The organism is Streptomyces sp. NPDC012794 (genome assembly GCF_042901085.1).
In the GTDB taxonomy this organism is placed as follows: domain Bacteria; phylum Actinomycetota; class Actinomycetes; order Streptomycetales; family Streptomycetaceae; genus Streptomyces.
In genome coordinates, this window is the sequence record NZ_JBIBCI010000005.1 from 1 (window position 1) to 16680 (window position 16680).

Sequence of the window (16680 nt, forward strand, 5' to 3'; positions counted from 1 at the left end):
ACCTCCGCGCGAAGACCAGCACGCCAGCCAGTGCACCAAAACCAACCCGCCCCGGCCCCGGACGTCCGCTCGGCTCGAAGAACCGACGACCCGCCCCCCCCCCCCCCCCCCCCCCCCCCCCCCCCCCCGGGGGGGCCGCCCCCCCCCCCCCCCCCCCCCGCTCCGGCACGTCCGGCCCCACGTAACGACTCTGGTCTAGACCTTGACAGGTCCAGACCACTTTCGGTTCAGTGGCGGTAGTCGCCGCCCCCACATGACGGCGACAATTCCCCCCACTCCAGGAGCAGTTACGTGATACGCACGCTACGCCGCCGCGCCCTCTCCCTCGCCGCGGCCGCCGCCGTGACCTTCGGCCTGACCGTCGCCCTGCCCGCCTCCCCCGCCGCCGCGGCGCCCGCCTGCGCCGGCGCCTGGAGCTCCTCCGCCGTCTACACGGGCGGTACGAGCGCCTCGTACGGCGGCCACAACTGGCAGGCCAAGTGGTGGACGCAGGGCGAGACACCCGGCACCACCGGCCAGTGGGGCGTCTGGTCGGACCAGGGCGCCTGCGGCGGCGGGGGCCAGGAACCCGACCCGGGCACCGGCAACCCGTCCGGCTTCGTGGTCAGCGAGGCCCAGTTCAACCAGATGTTCCCGGACCGGAACCCCTTCTACACCTACAACGGCCTGGTGGCGGCGCTCTCCGCCTACCCCGGGTTCGCCGGCACCGGCGACGACACCGTCAAGCGGCGCGAGGCGGCCGCCTTCCTCGCGAACGTCTCGCACGAGACCGGCGGGCTGGTGCACATAGTGGAGCAGAACACCGCCAACTACCCGCACTACTGCGACGCCTCCCAGCCCTACGGCTGCCCCGCCGGCCAGGCCGCGTACTACGGCCGCGGCCCCATCCAGCTCAGCTGGAACTTCAACTACAAGGCGGCGGGCGACGCCCTCGGCATCAACCTCCTCGCCGACCCCTACCTGGTGGAGCGGGACCCGGCCGTCGCGATGAAGACGGCGCTCTGGTACTGGAACACCCAGAACGGCCCCGGCACGATGACCGCGCACGCCGCCATGGTCAACGGCGCGGGCTTCGGCGAGACGATCCGCTCCATCAACGGGGCCCTGGAGTGCAACGGCGGGAACCCGGCGCAGGTGCAGAGCCGGGTCGGCAAGTACCAGAGCTTCACGCAGCTGCTGGGCGTCACCCCGGGGAACAACCTGAGCTGCTGACGGCGGGCGGGGGCCGGCTCACTGGCCGCGCAGCGCCGTGGCGAGCTGGGCGCGGGAGCGGACGTCCAGTTTCTGGTAGATCCGGGTGAGCCGGGACTCCACGGTCTTGACGCTCAGGAAGAGCTTCGCCGCCGCCTCCTGGTTGCTGGCACCCCCGGCGACGAGGAGCGCGAGCCGGGCCTCCGCCTCGGTCAGGGCCTCCACCCCGGGGTGCGGACCGCAGCTCTCGGGCGCGTTCTCCCGGGCGAGTTCCAGCCAGGGCGCGGCTCCGGCGGCCTCGAACAGCTCGGCCGCGGCCCGCAGCGCGTCCCGGGCCGGGGCGCGGCGGCGGCGCCGGCGCTCCACGCGGGCCAGCGCGAGCAGCGTACGGCCGTGTTCGAGGGGCAGTCCGAGGGCGCCGAACCGTTCGGCGGTCGCCTCCAGCAGGGCGACCGCCCGCTCCGGCTCGCCCTGCGCGGACAGGCACAGGCCGCGGGCCCGGTCCAGCGCCGCGAGCACGGTGGTCCGGCCGAGGGAGCGGGCGACGGGCGTGACCCGGTCCAGCAGTACGACGGCCTCGTGCGGGGCGTCGGCGGCGACCAGCGCCTCGGCGAGCTCCCCGTGCCAGCGCAGGATGGAGGGGTCCACCACCTGCTGGGCCTCCTCCAGGGCGGCGACCCGGCGCAGGGTGGCCACGGCCTTCGCGGCGTCCCCGGTGGCCAGTTCCACCGAGCCGAGCGCGTACAGCCCCCGGGAGAGGAACACCTGGTCACCCTCCTCCTCGGAGGCCCGGATGCCCCGGCGGGCATAGGCGGCGGCGCGGGCGAAGCTGCCGCCGGCGGCCTCGGCGGTGGCGGCCACGTACCAGGCCGGGCCGGGTGAGAGGCCCGCTTCGATGGTGAGCTCCAGGGCGCGGCGGGCGTGGGCCGCGCCCCGGGCGCAGTGACCCCGGCGCAGTTCGGCCTCGGTCATGCTGCGCAGCACCTCGAAGACGTCCTCGGCGGAGCCGGTGCGCTGGACGGCGGGCAGCAGGACGAGGAGCTGGCGGTGGGCGTCGGCAAGCCGGTCGTCGAAGAGGGCGTGGCGGACGGCGAGGAACTGCGGGGCGTTGCGCATGCCGAGGGGGACCTCGGGGGCGGGCAGGGCGAGGGCCTCGGCCAGGATGTCCTCGGCGTCGGGGTCGCCGAGGATGCGGCCCATCCGTGCGCGGACGGTCAGGGCCATGGCTTCGGCGACCTGGTCTCCCCCGGCCTTCGCGAGCGCTCCGGCCTCGGCCGCGGCGTCGCGGGCGCGGACCGGGTCGCCGTCGCCGATGTTGTGCTTCCAGGCGATCCGCAGCTGGACGGCGGCCTGGAGGGAGGGGTCTCCGGCGGCGTCGGCCACGGCGTGGGCGATGGTCTCGTCGAGGTCGGCCAGGGCCTGGCCGGCGGCGTCGATCACCGCGAGCCGGGCCCGCACCCGCTGGGCGGGCGAGGCGTCGCGGGCGAGCACGGCGCGGGTGGCGCGGCGGGCCAGGTCGGCGCGGCCGGCCCAGCCGGCGTCCTCGGCGGCGCCGACGAGGCGGGCGAGTTCCTCGTGCGGGAAGGCGGCGGGGGTGCGTTCGGCGGCGAGCAGGCCGAGTTCGGCGGCCAGGGCCCGCTGGCCCCGGCGGCGGCAGGCGTCGGCGGCCCGGGTGATCTCGGCGGCGAGGTCCGCGTCGGGGGTGTCGACGGCGAGCGCGCGGTGGCGTACGGCCTGGACGGGGTCGTCCACGGCGGCGGCGAGCGCGGCGTGCCCGGCGGCCCGCTCGGGCCAGCCGGCGTCGGCGGCCAGGGCGGTCGGCAGGGCGCCGGCGGTGAAGGCGACGGTGCCGTCCTCGCCGACGGTGACCAGCGCGGCCCGTTCGGCCTGCGCGAGTTCCGCCTCGGCGTCGGGGCGTCCGGCCCGGCGCAGCAGGGCGGTGGTGGGGCGGGCGGCGAGCGCGGCGAGGAGCAGGGTCGGGCGGGCCCTGCCGGGGGCGGCGGCGAGGAGCCTGCGGGCGACGTCGCGGGCCTGGCCGGTGACGGGCAGGGTGTCGGCGTGGTGGGCGCCGCCGCCCTGTCCGGCGGCGGCTTCGGCGAGGGAGTGGCCCAGTGCCAGGGCGAGGCGGGGGTTGCCGCCGCTGGCCTGGTGGATGCGGCCGGCGAGGCGGGCAGGCAGGCCGTGGCGCAGCAGCAGCTCGGCGACCTCGTCGGCGCCGAGGGCGGGGACGTGGACGACGGGGGTGCCGGGGCCGCAGAGGGATTCGGCGACGGGTGAGTCCCGGACGCATTCGGCGGCGAGGACCCGTACGCGCGGCGGGGTGAGGCGCAGGACGAAGCGGAGCAGGTCGGTGCTCTCGGGGTCGAGCCACTGGGCGTTGTCGAGGACGAGCAGGACGGGCCCGGACGCGGCGAGGGTGCGGAGCACTTCGACGACGGCCAGGCGCAGGGCGACGTGGTCGCGGCCCGCGCGGGGGGCGTCGGCCTCGCGGCGGAGGAGGGCGACGGCCGTGCGCTGCGGTCCGGCGAGGCGGTCCAGGGCGGTGCGGGGTACGGAGGCGAGGAGGGCCGCGGCCGAGGCCTCGGGTATCTCCCGGTCGACGGCCTCGGGGGCGAGGCGCAGGACGGTTTCGCGCCGCCGGGCGGCGGCGGCCGCGACGGCGCGCGCCACCTCGGTCTTTCCCGAACCGGCGACTCCCGTGAGGACGGCGCGGCCGTGCGTGGCCAGCGCCCGGTCGACCGCCTCGATGAGTGCGCCGTGTCCGACGTTGGTGTCAGCGTTCCCCGTCGCCGCCACGCACAGCCACCAGCCTTTCGCGCCCCTGCTCCTGTGCCCTTCCTGTGAGACGCGACAATACGAGGTCAGCCCCCCGACGGACCCGGATTGTGACGCAGAATTCAGTCAGGTGACAGGAAAGCGCCGCCGGCCTGCCGGTACGGGAGGTACCGGCAGGCCAGCGCACAGGATTGGTCCGTACTATCGGCCCGTCAGAACGGAGTTGGGGGGCTCCGCCGGGACCGGTGCGAACCGGGTCAGAAGCCGAGGCTCCAGGAGTCGATCTTGCCGGTGTCGCCGCCCGCGTTGTCGTTGACGCGCAGCTTCCAGGTGCCGTTCGCGACCTCGGAGGAGGCGTTGACGGTGTAGGTCTGGTTGATGTTGTCCGCGCTGCCGCCGGCCCGGTTGTGCAGGGTGTAGACGGTGCCGTCGGGGGCGACCAGGTCGACCTTCAGGTCACCGGTGTAGGTGTGCGTGATGTTCACGCCGACCTTGAGGGTGGCCGGGGCGTTGCCGGTCACGCCGGAGACGGTGATCGGGCTCTCGACCGTGGCGTTGTCGCCGATGGCGAAGTCCGCGGTGTTCTCGAAGGCCGGGGTGGGCTGGGTCGAGGTCACGGCGTTGACGGTCGCGGTGGCGTCGGCGAGGCCGGTGCCGCAGCCGCCGGTGCAGGTGCCGGCCAGCGGGCGGGCGTTGGTCTTGATCGCCGACTCGATCTGCGCCGGGGTCAGCGAGGGCTTGGCCGCGACGAGGAGGGCGGCGAGGCCCGCGACGTGCGGGGCGGCCATGCTGGTGCCCTGGAACGGCTTGTAGATCTCGGCGCCGGGGGTGGTGGTGCCGGCGTTCAGCGTGGAGAGGATGCCGTTCTCGGGGGTGGTGACGGTGCCGGGCGTGTCGGTGGCGCGGCGGGTCTCACCGCCCGGGGCGGCGACGTCGATGATCGCGCCGTAGTTGGAGTAGAAGGAGCGGTCGCCGGTGCGGTTGCTGGCGGCGACGTTGATCACGTTGTTGCAGCTGGCGGGCGAGAAGCCGGCCGCGTCGGCGTTGCTGTTGCCGGCGGCGACCACGACGGTGGTGCCGCGGGCGACGGCCGCGTTGATGGCGTTCTGGTAGCTCGCGGTGCAGGCGCCGGAGCCGCCGAGGCTCATGTTGATGACCTTGGCGGGGGTGGCGTTCGCCGGGACGCCCGCGACGGTGCCGCCGGAGGCCCAGGTGATGGCGTCGACGATGTCCGAGGTGGCGCCGCCGCACTTGCCGAGCACGCGGACGGGCTGGATCTTGGCGTTGTACGCGATGCCGGCGACACCCTTGGAGTTGTTGGTCGCCGCGCCGATGGTGCCGGCGACGTGGGTGCCGTGCCAGGAGGAGTCGCTGGCCCTGGAGCCGGTGCCGCACTCGCCGGCCGCGCTCCAGTCGCCCTGGTCGGCCGGGTTGCTGTCGCGGCCGTTGCCGTCGCGGGCGGCGGTGGAGCTGCTGATGAAGTCGTAGCCGGCGACCACGTTGGCGGCGAGGTCGGAGTGGGCCACGTAACCGGTGTCGAGCACGGCGACGGTGACGCCGGAACCGGTGGTCTTGTCCCAGGCGGCGGGCACGTTCATGCCGGCGGTGGGCTCGAAGAGGTCCCACTGCTTGGCGTACTCGGTGTCGTTCGGCGTGGCCATCGCGTAGGCGCGGGAGTCCGGCTCGACGTAGGCGACGTCCGGGTCGGCGCGGAACTGGTCCATCAGGGCGGCGGCGTCGGCGGGGGTGGTCGCACCGCCGAGGTTGACGAGGGCCGCTCCGGTGCCCAGACGGCGGTCGAACGTGGCCTTCTTGCCGGCCTTCTTGCCCTTGGCGGCGGCGTCGTTCGCGGCCGCGTCGTTCGAGCTGGCCTCGGAGGCCGAGGACTTGTAGCCGACGATCAGGTTCTCGACCGGGGCGGCGGCGGGGGCGGTGGGGGCCGCGGCGGCCGGCAGGGTGGAGGCCGGGTCGTTCGCGGGGGTCACGGCCACCGCGGCCGTGGCGGAGCCGGCGAGCAGGGTGACGGACATGGCCACGACGGATATGAGCCGGCGTCTGGGTGCGTGCACGTTGTTCCCCTTTTACGGGCCGGATCCGGGCAGGCCGGAGCGGCCGGTGGGTGCAGTGTGGGAGGTGGAACAGGCGGAGCGGGGCCTGGGCGGGCTGGTCGATCCCGCCCCGGCCGCCGCCGCGCGCCACGTCGCCCGGCCGCGACGGCGGGGCAGGGCAACGGCGTACCCGGCGATCAGCGCGTCCTCGGTCGTTTCACACCATGTGGGGTTGGTGCGGGGTCCGCCCGGGGGCCGGAAGATCGCCGGTGGGCAGACAGTAGGCAACGCGGGGGTGAACCCGATACGGGGAAAACCCTTGTCCGCACCCTGTGGGGCCCCTCTCCCTCCGGGGGTTGGCGGGGGGGGGAGGCAGGTCAGCGCGGGTTGAGCCGGCGGAAGTAGGTCCAGCTCGACTCGTTGGGTCCGGCCCACTTCTCCGGGGCGCGGGCGAATTCCGGGTGGTGGGCGGCGATGTACGCGCGGGTGCGCTCGGGCACCTCGGTGTACGAGCCGAGCTTGACGCCCCGGCAGTGGAAGGTGAGTCCGCCGGGCCGCTGCCCCTGCTCCATCCAGGGCAGCCAGGGGGACATCCGGGTCCACGACATGGTGGCGGGGACGCTCGGGGCGTCACCGGCGAGGGCGGCCGCGGAGGTGAAGAACTGGAAGAGCTCCAGGGCCCGGTAGGTGTCGTCGGCCGAGTTCAGCGGGTAGTCGGCGACCGGCAGCGGGGAGGGGTAGGCGAGGGGGATCTCCAGGCTGAAGCAGACCTGGTCGCCCAGTTCGGTGCGCGGGACGGGGAAGGGCCGCAACCGCTGGTTGGCCGGATCGTTCCAGACGTGGACGACGGGCTTGCCCTGCCAGGTGTCGAGGATCTCCCGGGTCGCGGGGTCGAGGTAGAAGGCGGCCTCGCGGGAGAGCATCCGGTAGCCCCCGCCCTCTTCGTCGGCCTCCAGCCGGGCGGCGTTGAGGCCCTCGAAGCCGAAGAGGCGGCGGTAGGGCTCACCGGGCGCCCAGGAGTGGATGTCGCCGGTCCACCAGAAGACCGTCTCCTCGCCGTCGAGGGAGGCACGGGTGCGGGCGAAGGCGTGCAGGAGCTCTTCCGGTGTCATACGGAGAACTCTCGCGGCCGGGCCCGCGGCCGGACAAGCACCGGACGGGCCAACCTCGCCCCCCGTCCGCGCACCCCCGCGGCACCTACGAAAACGCGGGGACCGCCTCGTACGGATGCCCGGTTGACGGCCCGGCGCGCCACCGGCGACCGTGACCGTCATGGGGAACGGAAACCGCCTGCTGGCGCTGCTCGTGTGCCTCCTGCTCGGTGCCGGGCTGGCCGCGGCCGTACTGGGGGCAGCCCGGACCGCCGCGGCGCCGCGGCCCGCCGTCCCCGCGTCCGGCGACCGTGTGGACATCGGCGACGTCCCGCCCGGGCCCGCCCCGCCCCCGGCCGGGCCCGACGCCTCCACGGGGACGGTGACGGTGGAGTGCGGGCGCAACGAACAAGGGCACTGGAACCAGGACAACGTGGTGGTGTCGCCGGGTCTGCGGGCGGGTGCCCACCACACCCACGCGTACGTGGGCAATCTGTCCACGGACGCCCTGTCCACCGACGCCTCGCTGGCCGCCGCCGGCACGAGCTGCGCCGGCGGCGACCGTTCCACGTACTACTGGCCCGTCCTGCGGCGCACCGACCGGCCGGGCGGCCGGCCCCACGAGCGGGCGGCCGGGCACGGCAACGCGGGCGAGATCCTCGCCGAGGCCTCGGTGCGGGTGGAGTTCCGGGGCAGCCCCGTGGGCAAGGTGGTGCCGATGCCCCGCTTCCTGCGGGCCGTCACCGGGGACGCCGTGGCGGCCACGGCCGGGAGCGGGGCCGACGTCCGGGCCCGCTGGGGCTGTTCGCACTCCCCCGGCCGCTCCACCACCAGCTACCCGCGCTGCCCGGCCGGGCAGCTGGTGACCCGTACGCTCGTCTTCCCCAGCTGCTGGAACGGGCTGGACACGGCTGCCGCCGACCACCGCTCGCACCTCGCGTTCCCCTCCGCGCGGGGCGTCTGCCCGCAGGGCACGTTCCCGGTGCCCGAGCTGCGGCTGTCGCTGGCCTACGCGGTGCCGCCCGGGGTGCCCATCGCGCTCGACTCCTTCCCGGAGCAGCGGCACAGCCCGAGGACGGATCACGCGATGTTCGTGGACGTGATGTCCGACGCGCGGATGGCCGAACTCGTCGGCTGCCTCAACGAAGGCCCTACCTGCCGGATGTGAGTGACGGGGGTCACATGAACCGGCGGGCCCTTCGGGGCGTGTTCCGACCGCACGACGCAATACGGAGGCGGACGGAGGGTGCAATGCCCGGACCATTGTGGCCCCGCACTCGGCGGGGCTCGACCGACGAGGCGCTGATCAGGGCGGTGTACGAGGAACACGGCAACGCCCTGCTCGCCTACGCCACCCGGCTGACCGGCGACCGCGCCGCCGCCGAGGACGTCGTCCAGGAAACCCTGATCCGGGCCTGGAGGCATTCCGAGGTCCTGGTCAACGGGAAGGGCTCGGTGCGCGGCTGGCTGCTCACCGTGACGCGGAACATCATCACGGACCGGTACCGGGCCAAGGCCGCGCGGCCGCCGGAGGTCTCCGGGTCGGCCGCCGCTCCCCCGGTGGAGGGCGACCACGCGGATGCGGTGGTGGACGCCATGACGGTGCTCGGCGCCCTGGACCGGCTGTCGCCGGAACACCGGGCCGTCCTGACGGAGTTGTACTACCGCCAGCACAGCGTCGCCGAGGCCGCCGACCGCCTCGGCATCCCCGCGGGGACGGTCAAGTCGCGCTCGCACTACGCCCTCAAGGCGCTGCGCGAGGTGTTCGGGGACGGCACCGCCGACGGCGGGCACAGGAGAGGAACCGGCCGGCCGCCCCAGCAGCCCGGCGGACTGCGGGAGGTGGTGGCGTGAACCGGCAGCGGCACGAGGAGGACATGGAACTGCTCGGCCCGTACGTGCTCGGCGTCCTGGACGGACAGGACGCACGGCGCGTCGAGGAGCACCTCGGCGACTGCGTGCGGTGCCGGGAGGAGGTGGCCGCGTTGCGGGAGATGGAGAGGGCGCTGGGCGAGGTGCCCGAGGAGGCCTTCCTGGACGGGCCGCCGCAGGGCGGCGACCTGATGCTCCAGCGGACCCTGCGGCAGGTGCGCGGGGAGCGGGCGGCGGCCGCGCGGTGGAGGACCGCGGTGGTGGGGCTGGCCGCGGCGGCCTCCCTCGCGGCGGTGTTCTGGGCCGGGGCCCGGGTGGGCGCGGACGCGGGGAACGCCGGGGCGCTGCCCCCGCCCCCGCCGCCGCCGTCGCCGTCCGCGCCGGCGGCGCCCTCGCCGCCGGTGGCGGGGACCCGGGTGGCCTCCGCGACCGATGCGGGCACCGGCGCGCGGATGACCGTACAGCTGACGCCGGCGGCCAAGTGGGTGCGGCTGCGCGCGGCGGTGACCGGGGTGCCGGCGGGCGAGCGGTGCCGGCTGGTGGTGGTCTCCCGGGACGGTACGCGGTCCGTGGCGGGCGGCTGGGTCGTGGGCACGGCGGAGCACGGCGAGGGCAAGGGCGCCGCCCTGGACGGCTCCGCGGCCGTGGACCCCTCGGACGTCAAGGAGGTCCAGGTGGTGAACGACGCGGGCCGGACCTACGTGTCCGTGCCGGTGTAGCCCGCGCCGGGCGCGGTACGGGGACCCGCGGCGACCGCGCGGGTCCTGGTGAACTCCTTTCGCCGCCGGTCCGCCCGGCCGAGGGGCGGGGACCGCGGATCACCTGGTTCATGTGCGACGTGCTCATCATTTCCGTGCCCCATGGGGTCCGGGAGGGCGCACGGGGTGTCCATTGGCGCTCGCGTCCTCGTACGGCGCGCCGTACACGGCGGGGCGAACGGGACAGGGCTCCGGGGACCGGCGGGGCGGGGGAAGGAGACGGGGCCCGGGAACGTGACGGGGCCCGGGAACATGTCCAGTTCCCGGGCCCCTCGGTGCCACCCAATTGCGCACACCGGCGCCGTTTAAGAGCGGGGATCATTCTGAGGCCGACGTGTTCTACCTTTGAACTACCGCGCCGCGAAGAGGCGCAGGAGGGACTTGAACCCCCATCCGTCGGTGATCGTCCCCGCTCGGTCGATCCGGTGTTCGGCGGCGAATGCTGAGACTGGAGCGATAATCTGAGATTCAAGGGGCCGCCTCTACCGGCTTGGGCCACCCCGGCACGTGTGCCGGGGGAGGGATTCGAACCCCCAGTGACACCCCTGTTTCAGCTTCAACGTCAGTTTCAGCTTGCGCTCTCGCGCACCCCCTGTCACACAGGGGGCGTTCGTGGGGCTACCCGAAGAGGTAGCCGAATACGGCGTCCCCGACCCGCTGGTCGGTGACCTCGGCGCCGTTGGCCTCCTCGCGGGCGAACTTCACGGCCTGCTGGAGCCGTTCCACCCGGTCGAGGAGTTCGTTGACCCGGCGGGCCGGGAGGGCGCCGGAGAACTTCACGGTCGTCCAGTAGCCGACCGCGACGTCCTCGTAGTACACCTCCACCTGCGCGGGGTGCTTCTCCGTGGCCTCGGCCTTGACGTGGTTGCGCGGCACCTTCTTGGTGCGGATCGTGCGCACCGGTTCCGTCTTCCAGGAGTCCGTGGAGGGGTCCAGGTTCCAGGACTCCGAGGCGTCCAGGACGGGCAGCTTGCGCACGAAGGTGTGCAGGTCGGTCAGCTGCTTCTCGAGGAAGAGCAGGTAGGGCACCGGGACCTGGGCGAGCAGCACGTTGCCGTCGACGACGACGTCGGCGGCCGCGGTGCGGTTCGCCCAGTCCTTGGTCGCCGTCACGTCGAACAGGCGGGTCAGGGTGCCGGCCGTCGCCCGCAGCACGTCCTCCGCCTTGACCTGGACCCGGGTGGACTCGGGCGGCAGCTGTTCGCCCTCCTCGTCCTTGGGCTGGTACGTACGCGAGATGCCGGCCAGGAGGGCGGGCTTCTGCACGTCGTGGTGAGCCTGGGTGAGCTCCTGGAGGGACTTGGACTTGACGCCCTTTTCGACTGCGATGATCTGATTCAGCTTCGGCACGTCATCAACCTAGCAACGGCCCTGGTGTGACTACCATTTCTTTTCGGCGCGGGTTCCGGCGCGTGCCCCGCCCGTACTCCAGCCCCCCCCTGTTCCGGCCCGTGTGCTCAGCCGCGCAGCCGCACGGGGAGGTCGTACAGGTCGTTCTGGGTGAGGACCGGCTTGTTGCGCAGTTCCTCTCGGGCGACGGCCAGCGTGAGGTCCGGGAAGCGGGCGTAGAGCGCCGGGAGGGCCACCAGGGCCTCCAGGCGGGACAGGGCGGCGCCGGGGCAGACGTGGGGGCCGTGGCCGAAGGCGATGTGCCGGTTGGGGGTGCGGGTGATGTCGAACTCGCCCGCGTCCTCGCCGTGCTGGGCCTCGTCGCGGCCGAGCGCGCCGAAGGAGACGATCAGCCCCTCGCCCTTCGGCAGGACCCGGTCGCCGACCTCGATGTCCTCGGTGGCGAACCGGATGAGGACGTGCGAGGTGGGGGTGGACCAGCGCAGGGTCTCCTCGACGACGTTCTCCCACGGGACCTCCCCCTTGAGGACGAGGGCCCGCTGCTCGGGGTGGGTCTCCAGGGCGACGACGGCGTTGACGATCAGGCTGATGGTGGTCTCGTGCCCGGCGGCGACCATCAGCTGGAGGGTGTTGGTGATCTCCGCTGTGCTGAGGCGGTCGCCGTCCTCGGAGGCGGCGATCAGCGCGCTGGTGAGGTCGTCGCGGGGATTGGCCCGCTTGGACTCCACGATCCGGGAGAAGAGCGCGCCGAGGTCCGCCATCATCTGGGGGACCTCCTCGGGGAGGGTCTGCGTGGAGAAGAACTTCTCGAAGAGCGCCTTCAGGCGCGGGTGTTCGGCGGCGTCGACGCCCATCAGCTCGCTGATGACGTTCATCGGCAGCGGGTAGGCGAAGTGCGCCTTCAGGTCGACCGTCCCGTCGTCCGCGAGGGCCTCCAGCCGGTCGAGCGAACTGGCCGTGAGGGCCTCGATGCCGGCGCGCAGCTTCTCCACCCGGCGGGCGGTCAGGGCCTGGGCCACGAGCGTACGCAGCCGGCGGTGCTCGTCGCCGTCGACGGTCAGCATGGAGCGGCCGGGGTTGGCCAGGCCTATGAGCGGCCAGTCGAGGGGGATCTCGCCGCGCTGCCAGGCCCCCCACACGTTGATGTCCTTCACGACCCGGGGGTCGGTGAGGAGCTTGCGCGCCTCGGCGTGGTGCGTGACGGCGTACACGGCGACGCCGCCGGGGAGGACGACGCGGGCCAGCGGGCCTGCGGCGCGCAGCGCGGCGCTCTCGGCGTCGAGGTCGGCCACGAAGGGGTCGAGGGTGAGGGGGGCGGGGCCGGTGTGGTCGATCGGGCAGGTCACGGGGTGGCTCCAAGCGCGGGGGTCGGGGTGTAGGTCACGGGGAGGGCGGTGAGGCCGCGCAGCCAGGGCGAGGGGCGCCGGGTGAGTCCGGCGGCGGGCTCGGCGAGGTCGACGTCCGGGAGCCGGTCGAGAAGGACCTCGATGCCGGTGCGGGCGATGGCCTCGGCGACCTCCTGCGCCGGGAAGGGGCAGCGGTGCTCTCCGTGGCCGAAGGAGAAGAAGGCGTTGTTTCCGCCGGTGAGGGCGCCCGCGCCGGTGCGTACGTGGGGGTCCGCGTTGGCGGCGGCCAGGCCGAGCAGGACCAGGTCGCCGCTGCCGATGCGGCGGCCGCCGAGGTGGGTGTCGCGGGTGGTCCAGCGGCCGGCGACGTTCTGGGTCGGGGTGTCCTCCCAGAGCACCTCGTTCATGGCTTCGCCGACGCTGTGCCGGCCGCCCGCCAGGGAGGCGGCGAAGCGGTCGTCGGTGAGCATCAGGCGCAGCGAGTTGCCGATCCAGTCGGCGGTGGGCTGGTGGCCGGCGGCCATCATCACCATCAGGTCCTGGGCGATCTCGTCGACGGTGAACCCCGCGGTGTTGGCCAGCATCCGGGAGGCCACGTCGGGGCCGGGGGCGGCGGCCTTCGCCGCGAGCAGCGCGTACATGGACTCGCCGAGGTGGCGCTGGCCCGCCAGGGCGCCCTCCCGGCCGTTGATCATGTCGTTCATGGCGGTGACGAGGCCCGGGCCCTGCTCGTCGGAGAACCCGTAGATGCGGGCGAGGACGCGCAGGGGCAGGAGCATGGCGTACTCGCCGACGATGTCGCACCGCCCCTTGCCGCACAGCCCGTCGATCAGCTCGTCGGCGAAGCGCTCGGCGTGGCCCCTGAGTTCGAAGGGGTCGACGGATTCCAGCGCGTCGGAGATGACGGCGGCGCGCTCGCGGTGGCGTTCGCCGACGGTGTAGAGGATGGACGGCTGCTTGCGTCCGATCATCGGGAGCAGCGGCCAGTCGGCCGGGATGCGGTCCCACTGGTTCCACAGGTCGGAGTCGCGGGAGAAGAGCTGCGGGTCACTGGTGACCTGGTGCAGTTCGCGGTAACCGAGGACCAGCCAGGCTGGGACGTCGCCGTCGAGGACGACCGGGGCGACGGGGCCGTGGTCGCGGCGCATCTCCCGGTACAGCTCGGCGGGGTCCCTCTGGAAGCGGGGGCCGCCCAGGTAGACGGGCTGTGGCTCGGGCGTGGTCACGGGGTGGGCTCCGGGAGGGTGTGCGGGACGACGGCCGGCTGGTCGGGCCGGTGGCTGTGGCGGTGCTGGAGGTGTTCGACGAGGGAGATCAGCACCTGCTTGCTGGAGGCGCGGGAGCGGGCGTCGCAGAACAGCAGGGGCACCTCGGGCGGGAGGTCGAGCGCGGTGCGGATCTGCTCGGCGGTGTGGGCCGGTCCGCCGAAGTCGTTGCAGGCGACGACGAAGGGCGTGCCGTGGTGTTCGAGGCGGTCGATGGCGTACCAGGAGTCCGCGAGGCGGCGGGTGTCGACGAGGACGACCGCGCCGAGGGTGCCGGAGAAGAGCCGGTCCCACAGGAACCAGAACCGCTCCTGGCCGGGGGCGCCGAAGAGGTAGAGCACGTTGTGGGCGTCGAGGGTGATGCGGCCGAAGTCGAAGGCGACGGTGGTGGCGGTCTTGGCGCCCACGCCGTCGGTGTCGTCGACGGCCTCGCCCGCCTTGGTCATCGTCTCCTCGGTGTTCAGCGGGCGGATCTCGCTGACCGAGCGGACCATGGTGGTCTTGCCCACGCCGAAGCCGCCCACGATCACGATCTTGAGGCCGTTGTCGGCGGTGCTGCTGAGGGCCTGCCGGGGTTCGGCCCGGTCAGATGTTGCGGAGTCCAACGAGCACCTGCTCCAGGATGTCGGGGTCGGGAAGGCGGTACGTCGTGAGGCGCGGGTGCCGCGCGCTGATCCGCCCGGCCGCGAGGAGGTCGGCGAGGAGGATCCGTACGATCGAGACGGGCAGGCCCAGTTCGGCCGCCACCTCCACCACGGCCGTCGGGAAGCGGCACATCCGCAGGATCGCCGCGTGCTCGGACTGGATGCCGGGGACCGGGTCGCACTCGGCGACGATCAGGGTCACCAGGTCGAAGGCGTCGCTGCCGGAGCTGCTGCGGCCGCCGGTGAGGGTGTAGAGCCGGTCCGGGGAGTCGTCCCGGCCCGGCCTGACGCGGCTCATCCCCGGGGCCTGGCGATCAGATGCTCGCTCAGCTGCTCCACCAGCTCGGACATGTTGTGCCCGACGAGGCCGGCGTCGGCGTCCTCGGCGGCGACGAGCGCGAGGTGCGCGCCCTCGCCGGCCTCGACGATGAAGAGGATCCCGCCGTAGAACTCGGCCATGGCGGAGCGAACTCCTCCGGTGCCGTCGCCGAACTCGATGGACGCCCCGTGGGACAGGCTCTGGATGCCGGCGGCGATCGCGGCGAGCTGGTCGGCCTGGTCGACGGACAGCTCGGGGGTGCGGCACAGCTTGAGGCCGTCGCGGGAGAGCACGAGGGCGTGCCGGGCGCCGGGGGTGCGCTCGAGGAGTCCTTCCAGGAGCCAGCTGAGCGTCTCGTCGGTGGTGGAGCCGGTCATGGGGTGTCGTTGCCTTCCGGGTGCGGGGGGTTCGTGGGCTGCTGCTGCGCCGGGGCCGCGGTGCCGCGTACGGCCTGGCGGAAGCTGCCGAAGCGGGCGGCGGACCGGGACGCGCCGCCGGGGGCGGCCTGGGTGCGGGCCGCCGCACCCGTGGCGTCGGCCCCGGGCCTGGTCGGGGGCTGGGCGGCGGCCAGGGTCCGGCCGCGCCGCCGCTGGGGCAGTCCGCTCTCGCCGAGCACCGGGTTGCGGCCGGTGGTTTCGGACTCGGCGGAGTCTACGGGGGTGCCGCGGGCGGGTTCCGCCCCGGTCCGCGGGGCCGGCTCGGAACCGGCGGGGTCGGGCTCGGTGCGCCTGGCCGGTACGGGCGCCGCCAGGGCGGCGGGCTCGGGGGCCGCGAGGAGGGCCGGGGCGGGCACGGGTTCGGCCGGCGCGTGGCTGATCAGTTCCTCGGGGATCATCATCAGCGCGCCAGTGCCGCCGCGCGCGGAGGGGCGGAAGGAGACGGTCAGCCCGTGCTTGCGGGCGAGGCGGCCGACGACGGCGAGGCCCAGGCGGGTGCCGGAGAGCCCGGCGAGGTCCGGGGAGCCGGCGGACACGGCCTGTTCGGCGCGGCGCAGCTGGACCTCGCTCATGACGAGTCCGCTGTCCTCGACGGTGATGATGACCCCGGCCGGCACCTCCTCCACGTAGACGTGGACCTCGGCGGTCGGCGGCGAGAAGTTCGCGGCGTTGTCGAGGAGTTCCGCGAGGGCGTGCATGACGCCCTCGGCGGCGTGCCCGGCGACGGCGGCCTCGCTGGTGGAGTGCAGCCGGACCCGCTGGTAGCCGCCGATGCGGCCCATGGCGCCGCGCAGGATGGACTCCATGACGATGGGCCTGGCCCAGCGGCGGCCGGAGCGGGCTCCGGTGAGGACGGCGATGGAGTCGGCGAGGCGGCCGGCCTGGGCGGTGCGGTGGTCGAGGTGGAGCAGGTCGCCGAGGACCGCCTCGTCGGCGTGCCTGTGCTCCATGTCCCGCAGGTCGGCCAGCATTCCGGTGGCGAGCGCCTGCATCCGGCCGGCCGCGTTGGCGGCGGCGGCCATGGCGGCGGCGCGGCCCGACTGGGCGCGGCGCAGTTCGTCGCCGAGCCGCTCCCGGGTGGCGAGCTGGGCGGCGGTGATCCGGTCCAGTTCGAGGGCGTGGGCGGCGTTGATCCGGTCGAGTTCGGCGGCGTGGGCGGTGGTGAGGTGGAGCTGTTCGGCGGCGTGGGCCGCCGTCAGGTGTTCCACCTCGGCGGCGTGGGCCGTCGTGAGCCGGGTGCGTTCGGCGGTGCGTGCCGCCGCGTCGCGGGCCCCGTCGGCCGTCAGCCGGGCGATGTGGGCGTCACGGGCGGAGAGTTCGCCGGCCAGGTGGGAGAGCCGGCCGCGCAGCTGCCGGGCGGTGCGCGCCCACCAGGTGACGGCGCAGGCGGCGACGGCGAGCAGCAGTGAGCCGGAGAAGGAGAACCAGGCGAGCGGGACTTGGACGGCCGACGGGGCCGCGGCCACCGCCGCCGTGGACAGAGCGCCCGCGGCCGCTGCGGTGACCAGCAGGGCGAGCGCGGAGGGGCGGAGGGGGGTGGGCGACGCCGTCATCAATCAAAGCCTCAAACCGGGCGTAAATGGA

General features: G+C 74.3%; 14 protein-coding genes. 4 read left to right on the plus strand and 10 right to left on the minus strand.

Annotated elements, in window-relative coordinates; all coding sequences use genetic code 11:
- Window positions 1-291: 291 nt before the first annotated feature.
- Window positions 292-1212, plus strand: coding sequence for a glycoside hydrolase family 19 protein (locus ACFY7H_RS10840; protein WP_388936282.1), 921 nt, complete (start codon window positions 292-294; stop codon window positions 1210-1212).
- An 18-nt stretch (window positions 1213-1230) separates the two neighbouring features.
- Here the strand turns inward: ACFY7H_RS10840 and ACFY7H_RS10845 are convergent, their stop codons facing one another.
- The 3 genes from ACFY7H_RS10845 to ACFY7H_RS10855 form a co-directional block, all read right to left on the minus strand.
- Window positions 1231-3987: an AAA family ATPase gene (locus ACFY7H_RS10845; protein ID WP_388936285.1), complete on the minus strand. Its 2757-nt coding sequence runs from the start codon at window positions 3985-3987 to the stop codon at window positions 1231-1233.
- Window positions 3988-4223: 236 nt separating this feature from the next.
- The gene (locus tag ACFY7H_RS10850; protein ID WP_388937474.1) at window positions 4224-5996 is read right to left on the minus strand and encodes a S8 family serine peptidase; all 1773 of its coding nucleotides are present in this window, start codon (window positions 5994-5996) and stop codon (window positions 4224-4226) included.
- Between the two features lie 395 nt (window positions 5997-6391).
- Window positions 6392-7126, minus strand: a complete 735-nt coding sequence (locus ACFY7H_RS10855) for a DUF1838 family protein (protein ID WP_388936287.1) — start codon at window positions 7124-7126, stop codon at window positions 6392-6394.
- A gap of 160 nt (window positions 7127-7286) precedes the next feature.
- Between ACFY7H_RS10855 and ACFY7H_RS10860 the strand changes: the two genes are divergently transcribed.
- The 3 genes from ACFY7H_RS10860 to ACFY7H_RS10870 all read left to right on the plus strand — a co-directional run bounded on the left by ACFY7H_RS10860 (window position 7287) and on the right by ACFY7H_RS10870 (window position 9696).
- Window positions 7287-8273: a DUF1996 domain-containing protein gene (locus ACFY7H_RS10860; RefSeq protein ID WP_388936290.1), complete on the plus strand. Its 987-nt coding sequence runs from the start codon at window positions 7287-7289 to the stop codon at window positions 8271-8273.
- A gap of 83 nt (window positions 8274-8356) precedes the next feature.
- Entirely contained in the window at window positions 8357-8959 is a 603-nt protein-coding gene (locus ACFY7H_RS10865; protein ID WP_388936292.1) for a sigma-70 family RNA polymerase sigma factor, read from the plus strand.
- Window positions 8956-9696: a zf-HC2 domain-containing protein gene (locus tag ACFY7H_RS10870; protein WP_388936295.1), complete on the plus strand. Its 741-nt coding sequence runs from the start codon at window positions 8956-8958 to the stop codon at window positions 9694-9696. The genes ACFY7H_RS10865 and ACFY7H_RS10870 overlap by 4 nt, the downstream gene beginning before the upstream one ends.
- Window positions 9697-10353: 657 nt before the next feature.
- Here the strand turns inward: ACFY7H_RS10870 and ACFY7H_RS10875 are convergent.
- From ACFY7H_RS10875 to ACFY7H_RS10905, 7 genes are all read right to left on the minus strand, one after another.
- The gene (locus tag ACFY7H_RS10875; RefSeq protein WP_388936297.1) at window positions 10354-11085 is read right to left on the minus strand and encodes a hypothetical protein; all 732 of its coding nucleotides are present in this window, start codon (window positions 11083-11085) and stop codon (window positions 10354-10356) included.
- A gap of 107 nt (window positions 11086-11192) precedes the next feature.
- Window positions 11193-12431, minus strand: coding sequence for a cytochrome P450 (locus tag ACFY7H_RS10880; protein ID WP_388936299.1), 1239 nt, complete (start codon window positions 12429-12431; stop codon window positions 11193-11195).
- The gene (locus tag ACFY7H_RS10885) at window positions 12428-13657 is read right to left on the minus strand and encodes a cytochrome P450 (protein ID WP_388936301.1); all 1230 of its coding nucleotides are present in this window, start codon (window positions 13655-13657) and stop codon (window positions 12428-12430) included. The genes ACFY7H_RS10880 and ACFY7H_RS10885 overlap by 4 nt, the downstream gene beginning before the upstream one ends.
- Window positions 13654-14301 (minus strand): ATP/GTP-binding protein, encoded by a 648-nt coding sequence (locus ACFY7H_RS10890; protein ID WP_388936304.1) that lies wholly within the window; start codon window positions 14299-14301, stop codon window positions 13654-13656. Before ACFY7H_RS10890 ends, ACFY7H_RS10885 begins: the two co-directional genes overlap by 4 nt.
- Entirely contained in the window at window positions 14282-14638 is a 357-nt protein-coding gene (locus ACFY7H_RS10895) for a DUF742 domain-containing protein (protein ID WP_388936307.1), read from the minus strand. The genes ACFY7H_RS10890 and ACFY7H_RS10895 overlap by 20 nt, the downstream gene beginning before the upstream one ends.
- Entirely contained in the window at window positions 14635-15036 is a 402-nt protein-coding gene (locus ACFY7H_RS10900; RefSeq protein WP_136214855.1) for a roadblock/LC7 domain-containing protein, read from the minus strand. The genes ACFY7H_RS10895 and ACFY7H_RS10900 overlap by 4 nt, the downstream gene beginning before the upstream one ends.
- Window positions 15033-16649 (minus strand): ATP-binding protein, encoded by a 1617-nt coding sequence (locus tag ACFY7H_RS10905; RefSeq protein WP_388936311.1) that lies wholly within the window; start codon window positions 16647-16649, stop codon window positions 15033-15035. The genes ACFY7H_RS10900 and ACFY7H_RS10905 overlap by 4 nt, the downstream gene beginning before the upstream one ends.
- Window positions 16650-16680: the final 31 nt, after the last annotated feature.

Excerpts from the sequence above, each read along its gene's own strand:
- ACFY7H_RS10850 (WP_388937474.1), bottom strand. The coding sequence starts at position 5,996 with ATGTCCGTCACCCTGCTCGCCGGCTCCGCCACGGCCGCGGTGGCCGTG.
- ACFY7H_RS10855 (WP_388936287.1), bottom strand. The coding sequence starts at position 7,126 with ATGACACCGGAAGAGCTCCTGCACGCCTTCGCCCGCACCCGTGCCTCC.
- ACFY7H_RS10860 (WP_388936290.1), top strand. The coding sequence starts at position 7,287 with ATGGGGAACGGAAACCGCCTGCTGGCGCTGCTCGTGTGCCTCCTGCTC.
- ACFY7H_RS10865 (WP_388936292.1), top strand. The coding sequence starts at position 8,357 with ATGCCCGGACCATTGTGGCCCCGCACTCGGCGGGGCTCGACCGACGAG.
- ACFY7H_RS10895 (WP_388936307.1), bottom strand. The coding sequence starts at position 14,638 with ATGAGCCGCGTCAGGCCGGGCCGGGACGACTCCCCGGACCGGCTCTAC.
- ACFY7H_RS10900 (WP_136214855.1), bottom strand. The coding sequence starts at position 15,036 with ATGACCGGCTCCACCACCGACGAGACGCTCAGCTGGCTCCTGGAAGGA.
- ACFY7H_RS10905 (WP_388936311.1), bottom strand. The coding sequence starts at position 16,649 with ATGACGGCGTCGCCCACCCCCCTCCGCCCCTCCGCGCTCGCCCTGCTG.